Genomic DNA, 18,852 nt, shown 5'->3' with positions numbered 1-18,852 from the left:
AACGCCTATTGCTAAAGAGTTAAACAGTAGTCAAAAAAATAGAGACCGATTTCAGGAAATCGGCCTCTATTGAATAAAAAAGGCTGTCTCCAATAATGAAAATCAATATGAGACAGCCACCAACCATGAATAGCCATGGGTGAAACCCATGGTTAATAAATCCCGTCCATCATTACGACCCCGAAGTGAGTCGAACTATTGTATATTCAATCTCCATTACGGGTAGGTCTAAGTCCGATCAAATTATTCAATCGCATTGCCACCGAATTTTGATTATTTTCACTGACTCAATACTGGGTGATAATTTTTAAACTTAATTTTTTATGAGCACACATACCCAGATAATATATCACATTGTCTATGGCGCTTATAATAGAGAGCCTACAATGGTTTTACAAAACAGGCGAAGACTATTTGCCTTTATAAACGGTTTTCTAAAACATAAGGGCTGTCACCCTTCCCGCTACTCTTTCACGTAGACAGTCTTAATATTCACGAATTCTCGCATTCCTTCTCTTGCCAGTTCACGACCATAACCTGATCGTTTGGTACCACCAAAAGGAAGTCTAGGATCAGATTTCACCAGCTCGTTTATAAAAAAAGCACCATCGCTTACTCTGTCTGCCATTTCAATTGCTTTTGCCGTGTTTTTGGTGAACACAGTTGTTCCCAACCCAAATCTAGATTGATCTGCAAGGCGAAAAGCCTCATCCACGTCTTTTGCTTTAATCATGGCAGCCAAAGGTCCAAAAGTCTCTTCATCAAAAGCAGCCATTCCAGGGGTTACATTTCCTAAGATGGTTGGTTCATGGAAGCAATTATCCTGTTTACCTCCCAGCAGTAATGTGGCTCCCTGATCAATAGACTTTTTCACTTGTAGATTCAACTGTTCTGCAAGATCTTTTCGTGCCAGAGGACCGATTTGGGTTGAATCATCAACTGGGTCTCCTGCTTTAAGTTTACTTACAGCATCGGTGAATTTTGAAACGAATTCCTCATAGATTCCTTCAAGCAGAATAAATCGCTTGGCAGCTATACAGCTTTGACCACAGTTCAGCATTCTAGCTGCGACTGCTGTTTTTACAGCCTGGTCGATATCTGCATCTTCCCACACGATAAAGGAGTTATTGCCTCCGAGCTCCAACAGGCTTTTTTTGATATACTTTCCTGCAAGTTGGCCCACTGCCATACCTGCCATTTCGCTTCCTGTAAGCGTTACCGCTTTTATAGCATCATGTGCGATGATTTTTTCAGTCTGATCGTGGTGTACGATGAGATTTTGGAAAACTCCATCAGGAAAGCCTGCTTTAGTAAATACTTCCTCGATTTTCACCGCACAGCCGAAAACATTAGGAGCATGCTTTAATAAACCAGTATTGCCGGCTGTAAGCGTTGGCGCAGCAAATCGAAACACTTGCCAAAACGGGAAATTCCAAGGCATAATTGCAAAAATTGTCCCCAGTGGATCAAATCGAACAAAGCTATTTGAAGCATCAGTTTTTATTTCTTCGGAAGCGAGAAAGGCAGCGGCATTTTGGGCATAGAAATCACATAACCACGCACATTTATTGATTTCGGCTCTGGATTCGGAAATAGGTTTTCCCATTTCCGCGGTAATCATTTGAGCATAGTCTTCTACGTTTTCCCTTAAAACCTGTCCGGCATTTTGAAGTAATCCAGTACGGTGAGAAAGCGATTCGTGGCTCCAAGTTTTAAACGCCTCTGCAGACTTATCTAAAATTTTATCTGTTTCTTCTGAAGTAAGTGCTGTATATCTCCCTACTTCTTTGTTGTTGTAGGGGTTGATGCTCTGAAATTCCATTACTATTGTTTTTAAATCTTAAAATCAGCTCTTCTAGTTTTTAGAATAGGCAGTTCCTTTTTTGGACCAAAAATCCGCTAGTGCGTCCCAAGAAACTTCACCACCTTTGTTCAATTTCGCGTCTAACTTTTCCAATTCTTTTTTATCCGCAGAAGGCTTTGCATAAGACATCGCACTTACCAAAATATCGGTTACTGTTCGCTGCCAGNTTCGCGTCTAACTTTTCCAATTCTTTTTTATCCGCAGAAGGCTTTGCATAAGACATCGCACTTACCAAAATATCGGTTACTGTTCGCTGCCAGTCGTTTGTCTGACTATTATAAGTATGGTCTACCTTATTTTCGACTTCAGCAAATACTTCGGCTCTAGGAGCTTTCTGTACTGGCACTTTAGCATTTTGAACCAGGCGAATCAGTTTGTATTCTTCTTTGAAATTCACAAAATCCTGGGTAATCTCCATATTAGGCCAACGTAGCTGAACCGTTCCCTTTGCAGGATGATAAACGGCTGTGTATAGTGTTCCAAAGCCTTCTTTAAACATCTTATTATAGAGTGGGGGTTGAAGGAAAGCATCTGCCATGGCATGGGCATCTTCTTCTCTTTCTTTCAGCATATTTCCTATAAACTCAGATCTTTCTAGAGTTTTGTTGAAAGCTGCATTTTCCGGCCAGTCGATCTTACCCTGATGATTGGTGGCATAAGTGGCATCTGTAACCAAAGGAGCTTTGTCCGGTGCTACCTGAACGGTTTTGTGTGCCCCGCTTCTGTCTATCGCCGTTACGTTATAAGACATGTGGGAAGGAATACGCTTCAAAGCGCTTACAGCCTCTTCTACATTACTACAAAACTCCAAGATGTAGCGCATTATAAAGGGAATTCCAAAACCCACTCCTACTTCTTTTCTTCCTCCAAAAGTTAAGGAAATGGCAAGTCCATCTTCATTCATTCCATCCAAAACTCCGATTAAGCAATCACTGGTGGCGATTACTTTTTTGCCATTCCATGATGTGAATAACTGTACTCCTTCCGTTAAGTCAGGATGAAAGTCGTAATTACGAACAAGCTTCAGTCCATCTCCAGGTAAAATAGCCTGAGAACATGCGCCTATGTAAGCAGGAGGTTGAAAGCCAGTGAGAAAACGAGCAGCAACATCATCTACTTTTGCCAGCTTGCAAAGACGCTTATAGGTAGGCCACATTTCGGGCATGTATTTTTTAAGCGCTGCTTGGGATGTTTTGAGGTCTGCAGCATTGCTTGTCCCTTTAGAAATAAACCAGGTGCGATAAGCCGCCCAATGTGTATTGAATAATTTTTGCCATTTGAGCCCGGGTGTTGAAGGCTCGGCGATTGTATTGAAGTGTAATTTCATTAATGATTTATAATTGAAAGTTTATACCAGCTTAAGAAAGCCAAAATGTAGGCCTTATTATGCTGGTATAATTTTGAAATTTTTTTTTATTTCGTGAGTGAGCCGCTGAGTTTTGGCTTTCTTTTATCCTCCACTAATTCGGACTTGTATTGAGATCTGATCGCCTTGATCCAATGCTTGGCGCGATGGTTTAGCTGAAAGTCATCCGTCATCATACGACCCCTCGTCACTAGGATTCCCATATCAGCGCCTTCATATAAATAGTCGCCTTTTCGGGTAATTCTCAGGAAAAATGCCTCTTTTTCATTTTCTACAGCTCTCCTGTGAGTATCCATTCGGTCAAATTGAATGTGACCTGTATCGTACATTTTCCAGATTCCAGATTTTGGAGCTTCTGTGACATATTCTACAGTATCTTCTGTATGCTTTACAATCAACTGACTCCAACCGTCAATATTATCCTGATGAGCCCATCTATTGTTTAATGCTTCTACATCCAGATCATATTCAATATCCATCCATTCCAGAATGTGAAAAACAAACAGAGGGGCATCTGCCAAAGCAAATACCGCATGATTGGTAATGGAACTTGCACCGGTTACCCTAGGATTCAATTCTCCCAGATAGATCTCGCCGTTATCCAGATCGATCAGAAAATCAAGTTCAAAATAACCTTTGTAGCCTTCTTTTCTTAGCTGATTACCAAATTTCTGAGTGTTTTCTATCGCCTTATTTCGAAGTTCAGGAGTAAATGCATCTGGATAGATTTCGTTTCCACACCATCCACCTTTGTAAGGGGTAAGCTCTTCAAACCCCACCAACTCTGTCATCAGTGGGGCAACAATAGTTCCGTGCCTGGTGACGCAAGCTTCAATAGCTGACCCTTTGCAGCGGATTCGCTTCATGATTTTCACCTCGTCTTCTTTGATTATTTCTTCTTCATGCTTTTGAAACTCTTCTTCATTTGAAATAAAGAAGGTGGTATGTCCTGAATCGCCGAAAGGAGTTTGGATTACTAGGTCGTTCCCCAGGTGTTTGGAAACTTTTCTAAGCTGCTCCCAATCCGTAACCTTTTTCAATACATAAGGAACACATGCTACTCCGGCTTTTTCAGCTATACGGTTGGTATTGACTTTGTTATCTAGGAAAGTTCGCATTTCTGCTTTGGGAAACATGATCTCGAGACCCAGCTTTTCCGCAAGCTTTTCTGTTTTCTCATCAAACATCAGGAACATGGCCTTCCCAGCTCTTCCGTCAACGGAACGGGTTTTTAGGTAATCTTGTACCTCCGGGTGCTGAAGAAGGTAATTATTGATATCCTCTATACCTTCAAAATCATCGTGTGGTATTTCAGTTTTCGGGGAAAAAACATTGGGATGAAGCCCATCAAAACATTCGATATAGCAGATGAATTTGAAACCCTTAATCCATTCATCAGCTCCCAATAGATTGAAATTGGTTGCACTGATAAAGTAAAGTGGCTCTTCATTTTTGTGAAAAGATCTTCTAATATCTGAAACGCCACTCAGCTCTACTTTTGATTTCCGAGCTGCTTTTTTTACAGGACTACTAGCTACAGGTTTTTTCACCGCGCTACTAGCCACGGACTTTTTTGTTTTTGCAGCTCCTGCAGTGGTTTTTGATGTTTTTTGATCGGTTTTTATGGGTGCACCAGGAACAGGAACTTTCATATCTAGTTCTGATTGATCATTTTTTTTGGTAGCCATAATCTTAATTTTTTAGGGTTTTGGTTGATAATTTCTTTGTTGTATTTGTTGATCCCATGGAGGTGACAGTTTTGTGTCTGTTCAGCACACTTTCTTTGAAAATGCGAAGTCCGAGATCTGCTCTGAAACCATGTATCTCTGATACATCCAAAGCATTTAGAAAATGAATGATTTCTTTACTCACTACCTGACCTGGAACAAGCACAGGAAAGCCAGGTGGATAAGGAATTATAAATGACGAAGCGACGAGTGTTCTGTTACTTTCCATGGAAGGCAAACAATCCTCCAATTGCATATATTCATAATTTTCCTCATCATACGCGAGAAAATAAGCTTCCCGTATGTTGCCACCAGGCACGCCTGGCACGGCCTGAAAAGAATGGTGAAAATAGCTGAAATCAGGAAGTGGGGGGAAATCTTTAACTAGTGACTGAATTTTATTTCGACGAATATTTGCTTCTTGATCATTGAGGGAACGGAATTCCAGATCCAGTTCATCAGCTATTTTCAAAAGCGCATTTGTGAGGTAAGCAACGCTGCCTTTGGTAGTACCAATATTCGTCATAAAAAGCACAGTATTTCTCGAGGTCTTATTGATCTGAATATTGAATTTATCCATCAAGTACTTATTTTTGAAAGTATCACCATCCACACCCGTGCGACCTACATGAAGCGTGATTTTTGTAGGATCCAAGACGAATTCGTCCTTCTCCCAGGCGGTTTCCATTCGGTTCCAGCCTGCTTTCTTATTGTAATATTCCGAGAGACCTGATTCTCTATATTTTTGAGGAATAAAATCACTGACTGTCAATACATCAAAATATTTACTCAGTCGGGGATGATCGTTGATTTTTGCGCGCAATACCATCGCCATCTCTACGCTTTTTTCTACAAGTTCATAGCCTTCAAACTGCACCTGTCTTCTTCCGGCATCGAGAGAAGCCAGCATCTGATAATTTGGTGAGGTCGATGTATGAGTCATGTATGCCTCAAGGAAGGTATTCTCAGTCTTTCTGAGGAAATCCTCATCCCAAATGTGAATCATTGAGCCTTGTCGGAAGCTACTTAATGTTTTATGGGTACTTTGTGTGGAATAAACTCGAATGCGAACTTTGTCAGGATCAGGTAAGGTAGGAAGCTCGTCGCTTTTTAAGTTTTTAATGTGATCTGTATATTCTTCTCGGTAGCTGCTTGTCTTATATTTTTCGTACAGCTTTTTAGCCACAAACATACCCGTCCGCTGCTTATAAGTGTAGGTAAATCCAGCAAAGGCAAACCAAGCTTCATCCCAGAGGAAAATAATATCTGGTTTTATCGCCAAAATTTCCTGCATTACTTTTTCGACGTTATAAACTAAACCGTCAAAAGTACAATTGGTCAACAAGAGCATTTTCACCAGATTCAGTCTTCCTGCTTTCTTGAGCTGAAGTAATTTTTCTTTTATCTGCTCCAGTGGTACTGCTCCATACATAGAGTATTCCTCAATGGGATACGAATCCAGATATACAGGATAAGCTCCGGCAAGGACCAATCCATAATGGTGTGACTTATGACAATCACGATCAATCATCACTACCTCACCTGGCTTAACGATTGCCTGTACCACAATTTTGTTAGCAGTTGAGGTACCATTGGTTACAAAAAAAGTCTGCTGTGAACCATAGGCATCGCTGGCCATTTTCTGCGCCTTTTTCAAAGAACCTGTAGGCTGGAGAAGCGAATCTAACCCGCCTGTAGTAGAGGAGGTTTCTGCCAGAAACATGTTCCTCCCGTAAAAACTCCCAAAATCATTGATCCATCTAGATTTGAAAACAGAGTTACCTCTCGAGATGGGCATAGCATGAAAAATACCGGTAGGTTTTTTACTATATTCTTTAAGAGCAGAAAAGAATGGTGTCTTATATCTTTCTCCTATTCCACTCAAAATAGTAAGATGGAGTTCCTGTAGATCTTCTACCCGATAAAATATTCGTCTGAAGCTTTTTAAGGTGCTGTCTTTTAAACTGCTGAGAGCTGTATCAGTCACATAATAAGTGTCAAGCTCTGGCCTGAATTTCTTGACAATTGTGCCTAGAAGAGGCCCTAACTCAACTTGGGGCGTTGATGAAAGGTTTAGATTGAGGACAGTCTGAATAAAAGGCGTGATCTGGGGAGTAATCTTTTTTGAGTGATAATTAGGGGCATAACGAATTACAACTGCCTGAATATTACAATTGAAATGGAGGGCAATCATCGCATCTTCAAATGAGCGCTCCACCACAATATTGTAACAAAACTGTTCACCTGAACCTTGAAGGTCTTTTAGATCACTTCTGAGCTTAGCTTCCTCTTGTGCCGATATGTCCTCGACGATGAGTACCTCAAAATAATTCTTGCGATTACTATCCTCAGAGCCAGAATTTTCCGATAAGTCAGTGCCATGGTCCTCCTCCTCAATATGATCAGGATTGCTTCTGCATCTGTCGCTTACTAGTTGTTTTGTTATCTCTGCGATTTTGTTAGCCAGGGCAGTATGTTCCTGGCGGTCTAGCATTTCATTAAGCATCTTTAGCCTTGAAATCCCCGGAAAAGCAAAATAGGACTCAATATGCTTCAGCTCATTCAACAACTTTCTAAGCTCCTGCTTGTGTTCTTTTTCATCTTCGGAGCCCCTGTTAGCAGCCTGTAGCTTATTGGATCCATTCTTCAGTTTATTCCAAGATTCAATCCGTAGCTGAGCAATATTATAGTGTCGAGTACTTGTTATTTTTTTTTCAGGCATAATTTAATTGTTTGAATGCAAGGCGAGCTTATTTCCTTCGGAATCGATGAAAATTGCAAAATATCCATGCTCCTCATCGATCAAGGTTTTGGGCATTACTATCCTTCCCCCTGCCTCTTCTATTCTTGAAAGAACTAGGTTCAGGTCTTTGCCTCCGTTTAAATAAATCAAAGCTCCGGTATCGCTGGGTGTGGAGCCAGGACCGGCAACAACTGCTCCTCCGATTCCATTTTTTGATGGAAAAAAAGCCATTGCATGGCTGCCATTGAAATTTTGCTCCATCTCTATATTGTAGATGTGATTATAAAAATCTACGGCCTGCTTGAAATTGACAGCAGGTATTTCAAACCAATTTATGAAGTTGGTGAACGTCTTATCTGTTTTTTGTTTATTTGCAGGTACTCCACCCATAGTTCTATTTTTTTAAGTTTATAATTCATCAAAACCCTTATACCCTGTTGGGGTCGAAGGGGGGGTGTATTCATTTTCTTTCCTTTTCAATCTCGCCAGGTCATCAAGTCTAGTGGGCTTAATCAGAGGGCCTAACGAATCCAGGTATGGTAATTTGGTACCCGGCTGATAAATGCTAAATTCTCCGATATGATCACGAAGACTTTTCAGAGGTTGACCAAGTCTTAATACACCTAATTCTCTACTTCGCTTTACGCGCTCTATGTTGAGCTCAATAGGAAATATTTCCTCATTTCCTTCGGCCTGATATATAATTCTTCCATCCGGCCCACATACTAATGATCTTCCATTACCGCCAGATTCAAGTCCGTTTACATCAATAAAATAACATTGATTGACTGCGGCCATTGCTCGAACAATTGAAAGTTCAATATCTCGATCAATTGTACCGGTCATAGTAGGGTGCAAAATCACCTCAGCTCCATTGACAGCTAGGGTTCTAATGGTTTCTGGAAACCACATGTCGTAGCAGATGGAAAGTCCAAATTTGGCAACACCCGGTACATCAAATACACAAAAATCAGATCCCGGAGTGACACCTACTTCGTAGGGATAAAAAGGAAACATCTTTCTATATCGTGTCACAATTTTACCCTCAGGATTTATAACTGTGGCGGTATTATAAATTCGATCCCCTTCTTTTTCAAAAATTGATCCTGGTAGTAACCAGATTTTATGCTTTTTGGCCATTTCCTGCATTTCATGTTCAAAACTTCCTGGGATAATCTGTGCAGTATGTGTGAGTGGACCGAAGGCACACAGCTCACTAAATACCACCATTTCAACCCATGGATAAAGGCTCATTGTTATATCCAGCTTTAGCTTCATCATTGCCACATTGGAGGCTACTGCTGAAACTTTCATTTGGATTCCTGCTATTGCGAATGGAGTCATTATAGTATTATAATTTTCAGTTGGTTTAAATTACCGCATTACTTTTCCCAGCGGATATAGGGTTAAAAAAATTGACGAATTAAATTGCCCTTTATAATTTACACATTTTTCCTGATATGCTTTTCTAGGATATTAAGACCTTTATGTAATTGCTCATCCGTAATTACAAGGGGTGAAAGTATTCTAATAACATTTTTAAAGGTTCCTGCACTCAGCATAATAAGCTTATCTTCAGCACAACCTTTGACAATTTTGTCACACAATTCAGCATGAGGTTTTCCCGGATCGTTATCCTTTACCAGTTCCATGGCGATCATAGCGCCAACACCGCGGACATCTCCTATTTCAGAAAATTCAGCTTTTAGCTTTTCAAGTCGATCTCTGACGATTTTACCCACCTCTAAGGCACGATCATTTAAGTTGATGTCTTTCATGTATTGAATAGTCGCCAGCGCTGCAGCACAACAAACTGGGCTTCCAATATAGGTCCCGCCTATAGTTCCAGGGCTAGCTGCATCCATTACTTCCGCACGGCCAAGAACTGCTGCAATTGGCAATCCTGATCCCATGGATTTTGCATAGGTACTGATATCCGGCTGCACATTATAGTGTTGCCAGCTAGCCCAATGCCCCGTCCGACAGAATCCACTCTGTATCTCATCCAAAATCAACATAATGCCATGTTCATCGCAGAATTCACGTAACCCTTCGAGATACTTTTGAGGCACTGCATTAAATCCACCTTCTCCTTGAATTGGCTCGATAATGATAGCAGCAACACTTTTGACATCTACCATGCTATGAGCGCTTTCCCGAAGCCGGTTGAGCTCTGTTTCCACAAAGTCATCCATATTCTGAGTTCTACCGAACTTATAAAAATTAGGGAAAGGTAATCTGTAAACTTCCGGAGCAAATGGACCGCTACCGGATTTGTAACTTATCTTGCTGGTTAGGCTCATGGCCATCATTGTTCGGCCGTGAAATGCTTCTGAAAAACATAGTATTGCAGGTCTTTTGGTTGCCTGTCGGGCAATTTTTATAGCATTTTCTACAGCCTCTGCTCCTGTGCTTACAAGCATAGCTTTCGTTTTTTCGCCATGAGGAAGAATTTCCGCCATGACTTCGCACAGCTTTATGTAGGGTTCGTAGGTTACAACATTAAAACTGGTGTGCAAGTACTTTCCGGCTTGCTCCCGAATAGCAGCAACAACAGGCTCAGGACAATGGCCGGCATTTACAACCCCTATTCCTCCGGCAAAATCTATGTACTCTTCGCCATCCACATCGGTGATAATTGCGCCTTTTGCGTCTTTTACTGTGGCTGTATTAAAAATTCCAACACCGTTGGCTACTATGTTTTTTCTCCTCTCCAGAATTTCCTGAGATTGAGTTTTCTCTTTTATCATGCTGATTCAGTTTTTTTTGAAATAAAGATTAAAAGGCAGATGAGTAAATTAGTTAAGGCAATGGGTGTCAGCAGTTTTAATTGAACTTAATTTAAAATGCTGGTAATTACCAGATCTCTAAAACAAAGTAAATTCCTTGTGAGATTTTGTTTTGCTTTTCGCTTCATCTGACGCTCGCAGTAGCTTCAATAATGTTTTTTGTTAAACTCTTAAGAAGATTTAATTGACCCTAAATTAATAGTTTTATTAAAGACAATTTTGCGATCTGGTCTAATATAGGAATAAAATTGGATATTAAAAAGTGAAATTATTATTAGCAGTAATTGGCCTAAAAACCATATTTCGTGTGTTTTTGGTCAGTATTGTCTGAATTCCAGGGCTTTACGCTAACAAGCGTATCTAGTTGAAAAGTATTATTTAAATTTTTTTAAATTAAAAATATGAAGTATTCTTTTAAACATGAGTTGAAAAATATTTATTTGAGTCACTTTCTTTAAAAAAAATATATAACCTAATATTTAGTATAATAAAATGTTTATATATGCTTTCTATTTGATTAAATTATATAAAATATAAGCAAGTGTAATACATGAAAAACCGGGAAATGAAATACTCATTTTCCGGTTATCATTTGATTTAATAAAGAGATTATTTGTTATATCTATCGTCTGTAGATCTTTTGAATTCCTGACGGTCATAAAATTTTTCATGCTCAATGTCATCATCTTCAGCCCTGTTTCCAGGTGAATAATGTCCGAGGACAGTCATCTCATATTTGCGGTTTATAGGAGCAGTTTTGCTAATTCTCTTTGTTTTGGCAAAAGTGCCGTAATTGATTACATCGGAGATTACCTTATTGTTTTCTTCATCCAACTTTACCAATCCAATGGGAATGATGAGATGATTCTCTCCTTCTTTATTTACAAATTCATGAGCACCTTCACTTGCTGATTTCTCATATACCTCATGACTGTCTTCTATTAAAGACCGATCAACTTCTACATCCAAGTAGACCACCCGTTCGGTTTCTTTGTTTGCTAGCAAACGATCGACTTTTCCTATCGTACGATTATCGGCATCTATTACTTCCCATCCTCTGACATCACTATCATCTGAGGCTACTTTATAATCGGAAAGTTCATCTAAATAATAAAGATTTTTATTGTTTTCTGACATGATTTTAGATTTCTGGTGAGTTAGTATTCATTTTTTCTAGCAAATTAGCAGCCTTTCTGAAGAAATTTTTGACATCTTCTTTTTGGTCTAAAGTAAGCACATCAGTTTCAATTTCTGCTGCCGCACTTTTCACTGCATTGGCTTCATTTGACAAACCTGAAAAAGCATTCTGCTGAATATTCTGTAGTGTTTGAGCCAAAATATCCGCTGCTTCTTTTATAGAATTAGCATGGGTAGTCTCGAAAGGATCAGTGGTGACCTTCTCTGATAGCGTTCTAACCAGGGTTATATCCTGTTGAGTATCGTACCCAGCTTCATTTGCCATAGCTTCGGTTGCATTAGTTAATTTTAATAGAGCTTCATTAGTATACTCATGATCAAGTCCCATCTGGTCTGGATCCTCTTCAATAAAACTCACAAATTCAACCACGGTGGAATTGTTTGGCGCAACCTGACGTGTATCAGCAGGTTCTTCTGTAGTAATTTCATTCATTTCATCATTTTCATCCCCATCACCATTGAAGGCAAAAAGGTAAATCAAAAGTGCAATGACCGCTAAGGCCACAAGTATCCAAGGCCATACAGGAGTAGTTTTCTTTTCTATTTTTATTTCTGCCATAATGAAATATTTTAAATTGTTTAGGCAGATTAATTCAAAAATTGCTCCGTTTGGATTATTTGAAAAATTTCATATTAATTATTGCCCCATACATCATTTTGACCAAATAAAACTCTGATTAATATCATAATGGAAGAACTATCAAAGTTGTGAGAATGACCCAATTTGCGTAAGCATTTTCTCAATTTAATACTCTATGATTTCAGGGTGTTCTTTTAACTTGCTATCAATCACTTGTCAATATTAATGATGGAGAGAAAGTTTAGAAGTGAAAATGGAATTCTCCACCGATTGTAATAGTGAAGTAGAATTTTCTGATCGAAGGGATGAAAAATTATTCTTAGTCAAGTCTCTAACTACGTGGCTTTACTCCAAATAAGGGTAATTTCTGGAGTTTGAAGGTTCGCCAGAGGTTAATTATAATTTCTTTAACAAGCCAATCCCAGACATAAAAAAGATAAGGCCCAAAATACCATACACAAGTAGTGAGCGAATTCCTGCTGTACCATTGACGTATAACACTGCGGCGTAGGATAATCCGGCAATTCCAATTACCGTGAGAATGGCGCCAAATATGCTTTTGAGTTTCATCGTCGAAAGGTATACATTTTGATAATAGAATTAAGACCAGAATTCCCTTAAATATTATTCAAGCATTTCAACAGTATTCCCCAAAAGATGGGGAGATTTTTCAATTATAATAAAGTAGCCATAGCCTGCTTGCTTCATCTGATCCTTACAGCCATATCTTCTAATTATCCAAATTCAGGATTTCTCAAAAAAAATCCCTTCGATTTTTTTTTGGTTTCATAGATTCATTGTAATATTGCAATGAATTAATATACTATGGGAGTTACCAAAAGCGATTTATTTACTCTGGAGCAAAATGAGCTGGCGCAAGTCGCCAAGGTATTTGCCCATCCTGCGCGGATTGCAATCATCCAGTACCTGCTCAAATCCAATACCTGTATCAACGGGGATCTGGTCCAGGAACTTGGGCTTGCTCAAGCTACCATCAGCCAACACCTCAGGGAACTCAAAGAGGTGGGAATTATTCAAGGAACCATAGAAGGTGTTTCGGTGAGCTATTGTATCAATCCTGCGAGATGGGCACATATTCAGCAGCTCTTCAAGGAAATATTTGAGCAGTACCAATCTCCGGATAGCACCTGTTGTTAATTAAGAAGTAAAAAAATTTGTATCTATTAATCGTTTTATCGCAATAAACAAATTAAGTTATGCAACTATCAGAAGTTAAAAAAGCACTAGTCCAATTGGATAACATAGCCTTTCAATTGCCTGACGGATCATTGGTGCCAACCCACTTCCACGTCACTGAAGTAGGTAAAATTTCCAAACACTTTATTGACTGCGGTGGAACAGTCAGAATAGAAAATGTGGCCAATTTCCAGCTTTGGAATGCGAATGATTACAACCATCGCCTACATCCTGAAAAACTGGTGAAAATCATTGAACTCTCCGAAAAAGTACTTGCCATGGAAGACCTAGAGGTGGAAGTAGAATATCAGGCAGAAACCATCGGAAAATTCGGGCTGGAGTTTGATGGGAAGAATTTTTTACTCACAAGCAAGCAGACCGACTGCCTGGCCAAAGAGAAGTGTGATATTCCACAGGAAAAGCAGAAATTAGGCCTAGCCGACATGTCCACAACTGCCAATTCCTGTGCACCCGGATCAGGATGTTGTTAAGTTAACCTATCACTGAAAAATGAATAATAACAGCGTAATTTTATTGCCCCGGCTTGCCGAAACTGTGGAGAAAGCGAGATCCCTTCCTATAACAGATGAAAGAAAAGCAGTTCTACAGTTCTTGATTGATTATATCCAGGAAAAACTAAGAGCTGGAGAAGAGCTTAACTTAAACTTTATCTGTACCCATAATTCTCGGAGGAGCCAGTTTTCCCAGATTTGGGCCCAGACGGCTGCGGATTATTTCGGGATTCCAGCTGACTGCTACTCCGGGGGTGTTGAAGTGACAGAATTTAACGAACGTGCTGTAGAATCCATCAAGCGGAGCGGCTTTAGAGTGACTAAAAAAGGTAGTGAGAATCCCATATATTTTATCTTTCACTCTGATGAGGCAGAACCGATTTCTGCCTTTTCCAAACTCTTCAATGATCCTATCAACAAGGCCCAAAGATTTGCAGCCGTGATGACCTGCGCACATGCGGATAAGAACTGTCCCTTTATCCCCGGCACAGAGAATAGGATACCGGTAAGATATGAAGATCCCAAAAAGTATGATGGCACCTCTGAGGAAGCAAGCCGCTATGACGAAAGGTCACTGCAGATAGCTTCGGAAATGTTCTATGTGTTTGGGCAAATTCATATAAAAGCATGATTCAATCTAAAAAGAAGCTTGGTTTTCTGGACAAGAATCTCACTTGGTGGATTTTTCTGGCGATGGCAATTGGTGTGGGGATAGGCTTTTTATTCCCCTCCAGTTCGGATTTTATCAATTCCTTTAGCTCGGGCAGTACCAACATTCCGATAGCCATTGGCCTGATCTTGATGATGTACCCTCCACTGGCCAAGGTTGATTATAAGCTTTTGCCGAAGATTTTCAAAAATGTACGGATTCTTAGTATTTCTCTGATTCTCAATTGGATCATAGGTCCTGTTTTGATGTTTGCGCTTGCGCTGATTTTCCTTCAGGATTATCCCGAGTACATGGTGGGGCTGATCCTGATCGGTTTGGCCCGCTGTATTGCGATGGTTTTGGTGTGGAATGACCTGGCCGAGGGCAGCAGTGAGTATGGAGCTGGTCTGGTCGCGCTGAACAGTATTTTTCAGGTATTTATGTATAGTTTTTATGCTTGGTTGTTTATTACGGTGCTTCCTCCGTATTTCGGTTTTGCAGGAGCAATTGTTGACATATCCGTTGGAACTATTGCTGAAAGTGTCGCCATTTACCTGGGGATACCTTTTCTAGCTGGAATCCTCAGCAGGTTGATTTTGGTCCGTACTAAAGGTGAAGATTGGTACATTAATGTGTTTATTCCAGCAATATCTCCTATTACCTTGATCGCATTGTTATTTACCATTGTGGTTATGTTTTCGCTAAAGGGCGAACTGATCGTAGCAATACCGATGGATGTGGTTCGGATTGCGATCCCACTCTTGGTGTATTTTACGCTGATGTTTATTCTCGGATTCTTCTTTAGTAAGACTATGGGTGTTAGCTACGATAAGAGTGCAGCGATTTCCTTTACCGCTGCGGGAAACAACTTTGAATTGGCTATTGCGGTTGCCATTGCCGTATTTGGTCTTGACTCTGGACAAGCTTTTGCCGGGGTGATCGGTCCTTTGGTAGAAGTTCCGGCGCTAATACTTTTGGTTAGGGTATCATTTTGGCTTAAAAATAAATATTACGGTACATCTCAACTCTCGAATTGATAAAAAAGGAGGTTGATTTGGTTATCATAGGAGGGGGGCAAAACCCTCTTGCCTGCGGCTATTTTCTGCGTCGGACGGGTCTGAATACCTTATCTGGATGATAAGGAAAGCTGTGGAGGTAGTTGGCCTCAGACATGGGCGCCACTCACGCTGTTTTCACCTTCCAAATTCAGTTCTCTTCCAGAATAAATGATGGCGGCTTGAAAAGGAGAGTATACTTCCTGGGCAGAGGTCATTTCTTACCCATGTGCCTATGAACAGCGTTATAATTTTCTGCTTGAGCGAGGCATTCGTGTCACGTAGGTTACCTGAGAGGCTGGGTTTTTTCTGATCCATACCGCAGGGAGAGGGGAGGTTAAGTCAAAAGCTGTGATTTCAGCCACGGAAACCTGGCAAATACCGTTCATTCCTGAATTATCGGGAAGGGAGTATTTTCAGGGAAAGCAGCTACATTCAGGGCAGTATCAGAATCCCAAAGCGTTTGATGTGGAAAAAACGCCTATTTCCAAAGCAAGAGTTTCTGCTTTGAAAGAAACTTCAGTAGTATAGAAAAATGGGGAAAGAGATGATATTGATGCCATTCTTTGGTGTACAGGTTTTGGTTTTAGTACTGATCATCTCTCCGATTTGGCCCTGAAGTATGCCAAGGGCAGAGTTTCTACCGATGAGACCCGTAGTCAAGAGGTGCACGGACTATGGTTGATAGGTTATTGAGCATGGACTGGATTTGCATCAGCTAGCTTGGTAGGTGTAGAGCGCACAGCCTGTAAAACAGTACACGAAGTAGTGGATTATCTAAAGGAGATCAAATGGTAAGTGTATTTTTAAAATGACTTGTGTCTCCGCTTTATATGTTTCATTGCAAGAAAGCTACTCATGATACTGCTATAATTTTTCTTTCAGGCATAGTCTTAAAACTCAAATTAAACCTTGTAAAAGTTTAAACTTTGTTAATTCCCATGTAGTCGGTTGTCATTGTTCTTTGCAAATTTCAGCAACTTCAGAGAGTTCATAGACAATTAATGTGAATAATGTCACATAGTCCAAATATGTAAAATCCAATTAATCAGGATATTCTGATCAATTAGAAAAAAGGTAGGGTTTCTGATACATTATAATTTTTCTTTCTGCGAAAAATTAAGAACCTTACCATTGAGTTTTGGGGATACGTGTCTTTTTTAAAGTAAAAGGAAATACGCCCGTTCATGTAAAAGCTTGCTTATTCCTGACATATAAGCCTGAATTTTCATAAAAATCTAAAAGAGTCGATTGTTTTTTGAATTTAAAAAATGATAACTTTAAAACTCGATTCTAGAGTAGAAACCATTTAACCTTTATCAAAAGTCTATTTAAAATCCACATTATGAGAAAGTTAATCGCTTTGTTCATGCTTGCAGGCATTCTATTTGCACCTGTTTTTGCTAACGCACAAGAGACAGAAGATTCTGCAGCACAAGAAGAAACAACCCCCGTAGCAGTTGAGCCTGCTGCATCTCCCACAATTGTAGATGATGAAATCGTCGCAGAGGAGCTAAGCTTCCACCAAGTTGTCAAGGAGAAATTCATCGAAGGTGATCCTCTTTACATGACTCCAGTATTGATCTGTTTGATCTTAGGTCTAGCGGTTGCGTTGGAAAGAATCATCACCCTGAACCTATCTACTACCAACACGAAGAAATTGTTGACTAAAGTAGAAGATGCGCTAGAATCAGGTGGAGTAGAAGCAGCTAAGGATGTTACTAAAAACACCAAAGGCCCTGTAGCTTCTATCTTTACCCAAGGTTTGATGAGATATTCTGAAGGTATCGAGATGGTAGAGAAATCCATTATCTCCTACGGTTCGGTAGAAATGGGTAGATTGGAAAAAGGTCTAATTTGGATTTCCCTATTTATCTCTTTAGCTCCAATGTTGGGTTTCATGGGTACTGTAATCGGTATGATCGGAGCATTTGATTCTATCGAAGCAGCCGGTGATATCTCCCCTTCCCTAGTAGCAGGTGGTATCAAAATCGCCCTTTTGACTACAGTTGCGGGTTTGATTGTTGCAATTATTCTTCAGTTGTTCTACAATTATTGTGTAGCAAAAATTGATTCTTTGGTTAATGACATGGAAGATGCTTCCATTACTTTGGTTGATATTTTGGTTAAGCACAAATTGACTGGTAAGTAAGCCGTCAATTTGTAGAGCCATTATATAAATATTAACCTCAAAGAAAACTACATTATGGATACTTATGACATCTTATTATACGGAAGTTATCTCCTAATCGCAATTGGTGCTGTAGTGGCCGTTTTAATGCCATTAATCAAGTCTTTGGACAATCCAAAAAGCTTGCTTAAAACTGCAATAGGAATTGTTGGTATAGTTGTATTGTTCTTCATCGCTTATTCAATTTCTAGCAATGAGGTACTTCCTAAATTTGAAGCTTCTCCTTTTAACTTGACTCCTTCGGGATCTCAGTTGGTAGGTGGAATGCTTATCACCACTTACATTCTTGCAATCTTTGCTCTTGGAAGTATCGTATTGACAGAAGTTACTAAAGCGATAAAGTAATATGGCCAGAAAGAAAAATAGAATGAGTACGGAGGTCAATGCAGGCTCTATGGCAGATATTGCTTTCCTGTTGCTGATCTTCTTTCTCGTCACCACTACGATCGCATCGGACAAGGGTATTTTAAATATTCTTCCTCCGAAGCTAGATCCCAATAATCCTCCTCCTGAGATCGATCTGAATGAACGTAACATATTCACTATTCTTCTTAATGCCAACGATCAGTTATTGGTTGAAGGAGAATTCAGAAACAATTCTGATGGTCTAGATGAAGAGGTAAAAGCATTTATCTTAAACTTCGGAGCACCTGATGAAGAAGGAGGTGCCTTGTATAATTCTCTACCAGCCTCATTGAAGGCTCTCGCTGCAAGAATTCCAGAATCGTCTGATGATCCAGGGGAAGCAGTTGTGTCTATCAAGACTGACCGCGGCACCAGTTATGAGAGATACCTTGAAGTATTTGATTTGACCAAAAAAGCTTATTTTGATATTTATGCTGCTAGAGTTAATCTTAGCACGGATGAATATAGAGCATTGACGGGCAAAAACGATGCGGAGGTTAGTCTTCAAGACAGAGGTAAAGAAGGGATACCAATGGCGATATCTATTGCTGAACCTAATAAAATAGGAGGAAATTAA

Annotated in this window: 18 protein-coding genes; 8 read left to right on the top strand and 10 right to left on the bottom strand. The window is 39.9% G+C overall.

Features of this window, described 5'->3' with window-relative positions; translation table 11 throughout:
- Positions 1 to 463 precede the first annotated feature (463 nt).
- The 10 genes from U3A58_RS18115 to U3A58_RS18070 form a co-directional block, all read right to left on the bottom strand.
- Positions 464 to 1,822: an NAD-dependent succinate-semialdehyde dehydrogenase gene (locus tag U3A58_RS18115; protein ID WP_323825810.1), complete on the bottom strand. Its 1,359-nt coding sequence runs from the start codon at positions 1,820 to 1,822 to the stop codon at positions 464 to 466.
- Between the two features lie 142 nt (positions 1,823 to 1,964).
- On the bottom strand, positions 1,965 to 3,191 hold the full coding sequence (locus U3A58_RS18110) for a C45 family peptidase (RefSeq protein WP_323825809.1): 1,227 nt from the start codon (positions 3,189 to 3,191) through the stop codon (positions 1,965 to 1,967).
- 86 nt (positions 3,192 to 3,277) lie between these two features.
- Positions 3,278 to 4,918, bottom strand: a complete 1,641-nt coding sequence (locus tag U3A58_RS18105) for a biotin carboxylase (protein WP_323825808.1) — start codon at positions 4,916 to 4,918, stop codon at positions 3,278 to 3,280.
- 4 nt (positions 4,919 to 4,922) lie between these two features.
- A complete protein-coding gene (locus tag U3A58_RS18100; RefSeq protein WP_323825807.1) occupies positions 4,923 to 7,679 on the bottom strand; it encodes an aminotransferase class I/II-fold pyridoxal phosphate-dependent enzyme in 2,757 nt (918 codons plus the stop codon).
- A 3-nt stretch (positions 7,680 to 7,682) separates the two neighbouring features.
- On the bottom strand, positions 7,683 to 8,090 hold the full coding sequence (locus tag U3A58_RS18095) for a VOC family protein (protein WP_323825806.1): 408 nt from the start codon (positions 8,088 to 8,090) through the stop codon (positions 7,683 to 7,685).
- 18 nt (positions 8,091 to 8,108) lie between these two features.
- Complete coding sequence (locus U3A58_RS18090; protein ID WP_323825805.1) at positions 8,109 to 9,044, bottom strand: carbon-nitrogen hydrolase family protein; 936 nt, start codon at positions 9,042 to 9,044, stop codon at positions 8,109 to 8,111.
- 98 nt (positions 9,045 to 9,142) lie between these two features.
- Entirely contained in the window at positions 9,143 to 10,450 is a 1,308-nt protein-coding gene (locus U3A58_RS18085) for an aspartate aminotransferase family protein (RefSeq protein WP_323825804.1), read from the bottom strand.
- A gap of 648 nt (positions 10,451 to 11,098) precedes the next feature.
- Complete coding sequence (locus tag U3A58_RS18080; protein WP_323825803.1) at positions 11,099 to 11,626, bottom strand: PRC-barrel domain-containing protein; 528 nt, start codon at positions 11,624 to 11,626, stop codon at positions 11,099 to 11,101.
- A gap of 4 nt (positions 11,627 to 11,630) precedes the next feature.
- Positions 11,631 to 12,245, bottom strand: a complete 615-nt coding sequence (locus tag U3A58_RS18075) for a hypothetical protein (protein ID WP_323825802.1) — start codon at positions 12,243 to 12,245, stop codon at positions 11,631 to 11,633.
- 417 nt (positions 12,246 to 12,662) lie between these two features.
- Positions 12,663 to 12,836 (bottom strand): hypothetical protein, encoded by a 174-nt coding sequence (locus U3A58_RS18070; protein WP_323825801.1) that lies wholly within the window; start codon positions 12,834 to 12,836, stop codon positions 12,663 to 12,665.
- Between the two features lie 255 nt (positions 12,837 to 13,091).
- On the opposite strand from U3A58_RS18070, the gene U3A58_RS18065 reads away from it, so the two are divergent.
- From U3A58_RS18065 to U3A58_RS18030, 8 genes are all read left to right on the top strand, one after another.
- Positions 13,092 to 13,424: an ArsR/SmtB family transcription factor gene (locus tag U3A58_RS18065; RefSeq protein ID WP_323825800.1), complete on the top strand. Its 333-nt coding sequence runs from the start codon at positions 13,092 to 13,094 to the stop codon at positions 13,422 to 13,424.
- A 59-nt stretch (positions 13,425 to 13,483) separates the two neighbouring features.
- A complete protein-coding gene (locus tag U3A58_RS18060; RefSeq protein WP_323825799.1) occupies positions 13,484 to 13,954 on the top strand; it encodes a DUF6428 family protein in 471 nt (156 codons plus the stop codon).
- A gap of 19 nt (positions 13,955 to 13,973) precedes the next feature.
- Positions 13,974 to 14,606, top strand: coding sequence for a low molecular weight phosphatase family protein (locus tag U3A58_RS18055; RefSeq protein WP_323825798.1), 633 nt, complete (start codon positions 13,974 to 13,976; stop codon positions 14,604 to 14,606).
- Positions 14,603 to 15,661 (top strand): ACR3 family arsenite efflux transporter, encoded by a 1,059-nt coding sequence (gene arsB / locus U3A58_RS18050; RefSeq protein WP_323825797.1) that lies wholly within the window; start codon positions 14,603 to 14,605, stop codon positions 15,659 to 15,661. Before U3A58_RS18055 ends, arsB begins: the two co-directional genes overlap by 4 nt.
- 369 nt (positions 15,662 to 16,030) lie before the next feature.
- Positions 16,031 to 16,210, top strand: a complete 180-nt coding sequence (locus tag U3A58_RS18045) for a hypothetical protein (RefSeq protein ID WP_323825796.1) — start codon at positions 16,031 to 16,033, stop codon at positions 16,208 to 16,210.
- Positions 16,211 to 17,024: 814 nt separating this feature from the next.
- Positions 17,025 to 17,831: a MotA/TolQ/ExbB proton channel family protein gene (locus tag U3A58_RS18040; RefSeq protein ID WP_323825795.1), complete on the top strand. Its 807-nt coding sequence runs from the start codon at positions 17,025 to 17,027 to the stop codon at positions 17,829 to 17,831.
- 54 nt (positions 17,832 to 17,885) lie between these two features.
- Positions 17,886 to 18,215 (top strand): hypothetical protein, encoded by a 330-nt coding sequence (locus U3A58_RS18035; protein ID WP_323825794.1) that lies wholly within the window; start codon positions 17,886 to 17,888, stop codon positions 18,213 to 18,215.
- Position 18,216: 1 nt separating this feature from the next.
- Positions 18,217 to 18,852, top strand: a complete 636-nt coding sequence (locus tag U3A58_RS18030; RefSeq protein ID WP_323825793.1) for an ExbD/TolR family protein — start codon at positions 18,217 to 18,219, stop codon at positions 18,850 to 18,852.

Origin of the sequence: Algoriphagus persicinus (assembly GCF_035156415.1) — a bacterium.
GTDB lineage: Bacteria > Bacteroidota > Bacteroidia > Cytophagales > Cyclobacteriaceae > Algoriphagus > Algoriphagus persicinus.
The sequence above is the reverse complement of the archived record's forward strand: the minus strand, read 5'-3'. Positions and strand labels throughout refer to the sequence as shown.

Excerpts from the sequence above, each read along its gene's own strand:
- U3A58_RS18115 (WP_323825810.1), bottom strand. The coding sequence starts at position 1,822 with ATGGAATTTCAGAGCATCAACCCCTACAACAACAAAGAAGTAGGGAGA.
- U3A58_RS18105 (WP_323825808.1), bottom strand. The coding sequence starts at position 4,918 with ATGGCTACCAAAAAAAATGATCAATCAGAACTAGATATGAAAGTTCCT.
- U3A58_RS18100 (WP_323825807.1), bottom strand. The coding sequence starts at position 7,679 with ATGCCTGAAAAAAAAATAACAAGTACTCGACACTATAATATTGCTCAG.
- U3A58_RS18095 (WP_323825806.1), bottom strand. The coding sequence starts at position 8,090 with ATGGGTGGAGTACCTGCAAATAAACAAAAAACAGATAAGACGTTCACC.
- U3A58_RS18090 (WP_323825805.1), bottom strand. The coding sequence starts at position 9,044 with ATGACTCCATTCGCAATAGCAGGAATCCAAATGAAAGTTTCAGCAGTA.
- U3A58_RS18085 (WP_323825804.1), bottom strand. The coding sequence starts at position 10,450 with ATGATAAAAGAGAAAACTCAATCTCAGGAAATTCTGGAGAGGAGAAAA.
- U3A58_RS18080 (WP_323825803.1), bottom strand. The coding sequence starts at position 11,626 with ATGTCAGAAAACAATAAAAATCTTTATTATTTAGATGAACTTTCCGAT.
- U3A58_RS18075 (WP_323825802.1), bottom strand. The coding sequence starts at position 12,245 with ATGGCAGAAATAAAAATAGAAAAGAAAACTACTCCTGTATGGCCTTGG.
- U3A58_RS18070 (WP_323825801.1), bottom strand. The coding sequence starts at position 12,836 with ATGAAACTCAAAAGCATATTTGGCGCCATTCTCACGGTAATTGGAATT.
- U3A58_RS18065 (WP_323825800.1), top strand. The coding sequence starts at position 13,092 with ATGGGAGTTACCAAAAGCGATTTATTTACTCTGGAGCAAAATGAGCTG.
- U3A58_RS18060 (WP_323825799.1), top strand. The coding sequence starts at position 13,484 with ATGCAACTATCAGAAGTTAAAAAAGCACTAGTCCAATTGGATAACATA.
- U3A58_RS18055 (WP_323825798.1), top strand. The coding sequence starts at position 13,974 with ATGAATAATAACAGCGTAATTTTATTGCCCCGGCTTGCCGAAACTGTG.
- arsB (WP_323825797.1), top strand. The coding sequence starts at position 14,603 with ATGATTCAATCTAAAAAGAAGCTTGGTTTTCTGGACAAGAATCTCACT.
- U3A58_RS18040 (WP_323825795.1), top strand. The coding sequence starts at position 17,025 with ATGAGAAAGTTAATCGCTTTGTTCATGCTTGCAGGCATTCTATTTGCA.
- U3A58_RS18035 (WP_323825794.1), top strand. The coding sequence starts at position 17,886 with ATGGATACTTATGACATCTTATTATACGGAAGTTATCTCCTAATCGCA.
- U3A58_RS18030 (WP_323825793.1), top strand. The coding sequence starts at position 18,217 with ATGGCCAGAAAGAAAAATAGAATGAGTACGGAGGTCAATGCAGGCTCT.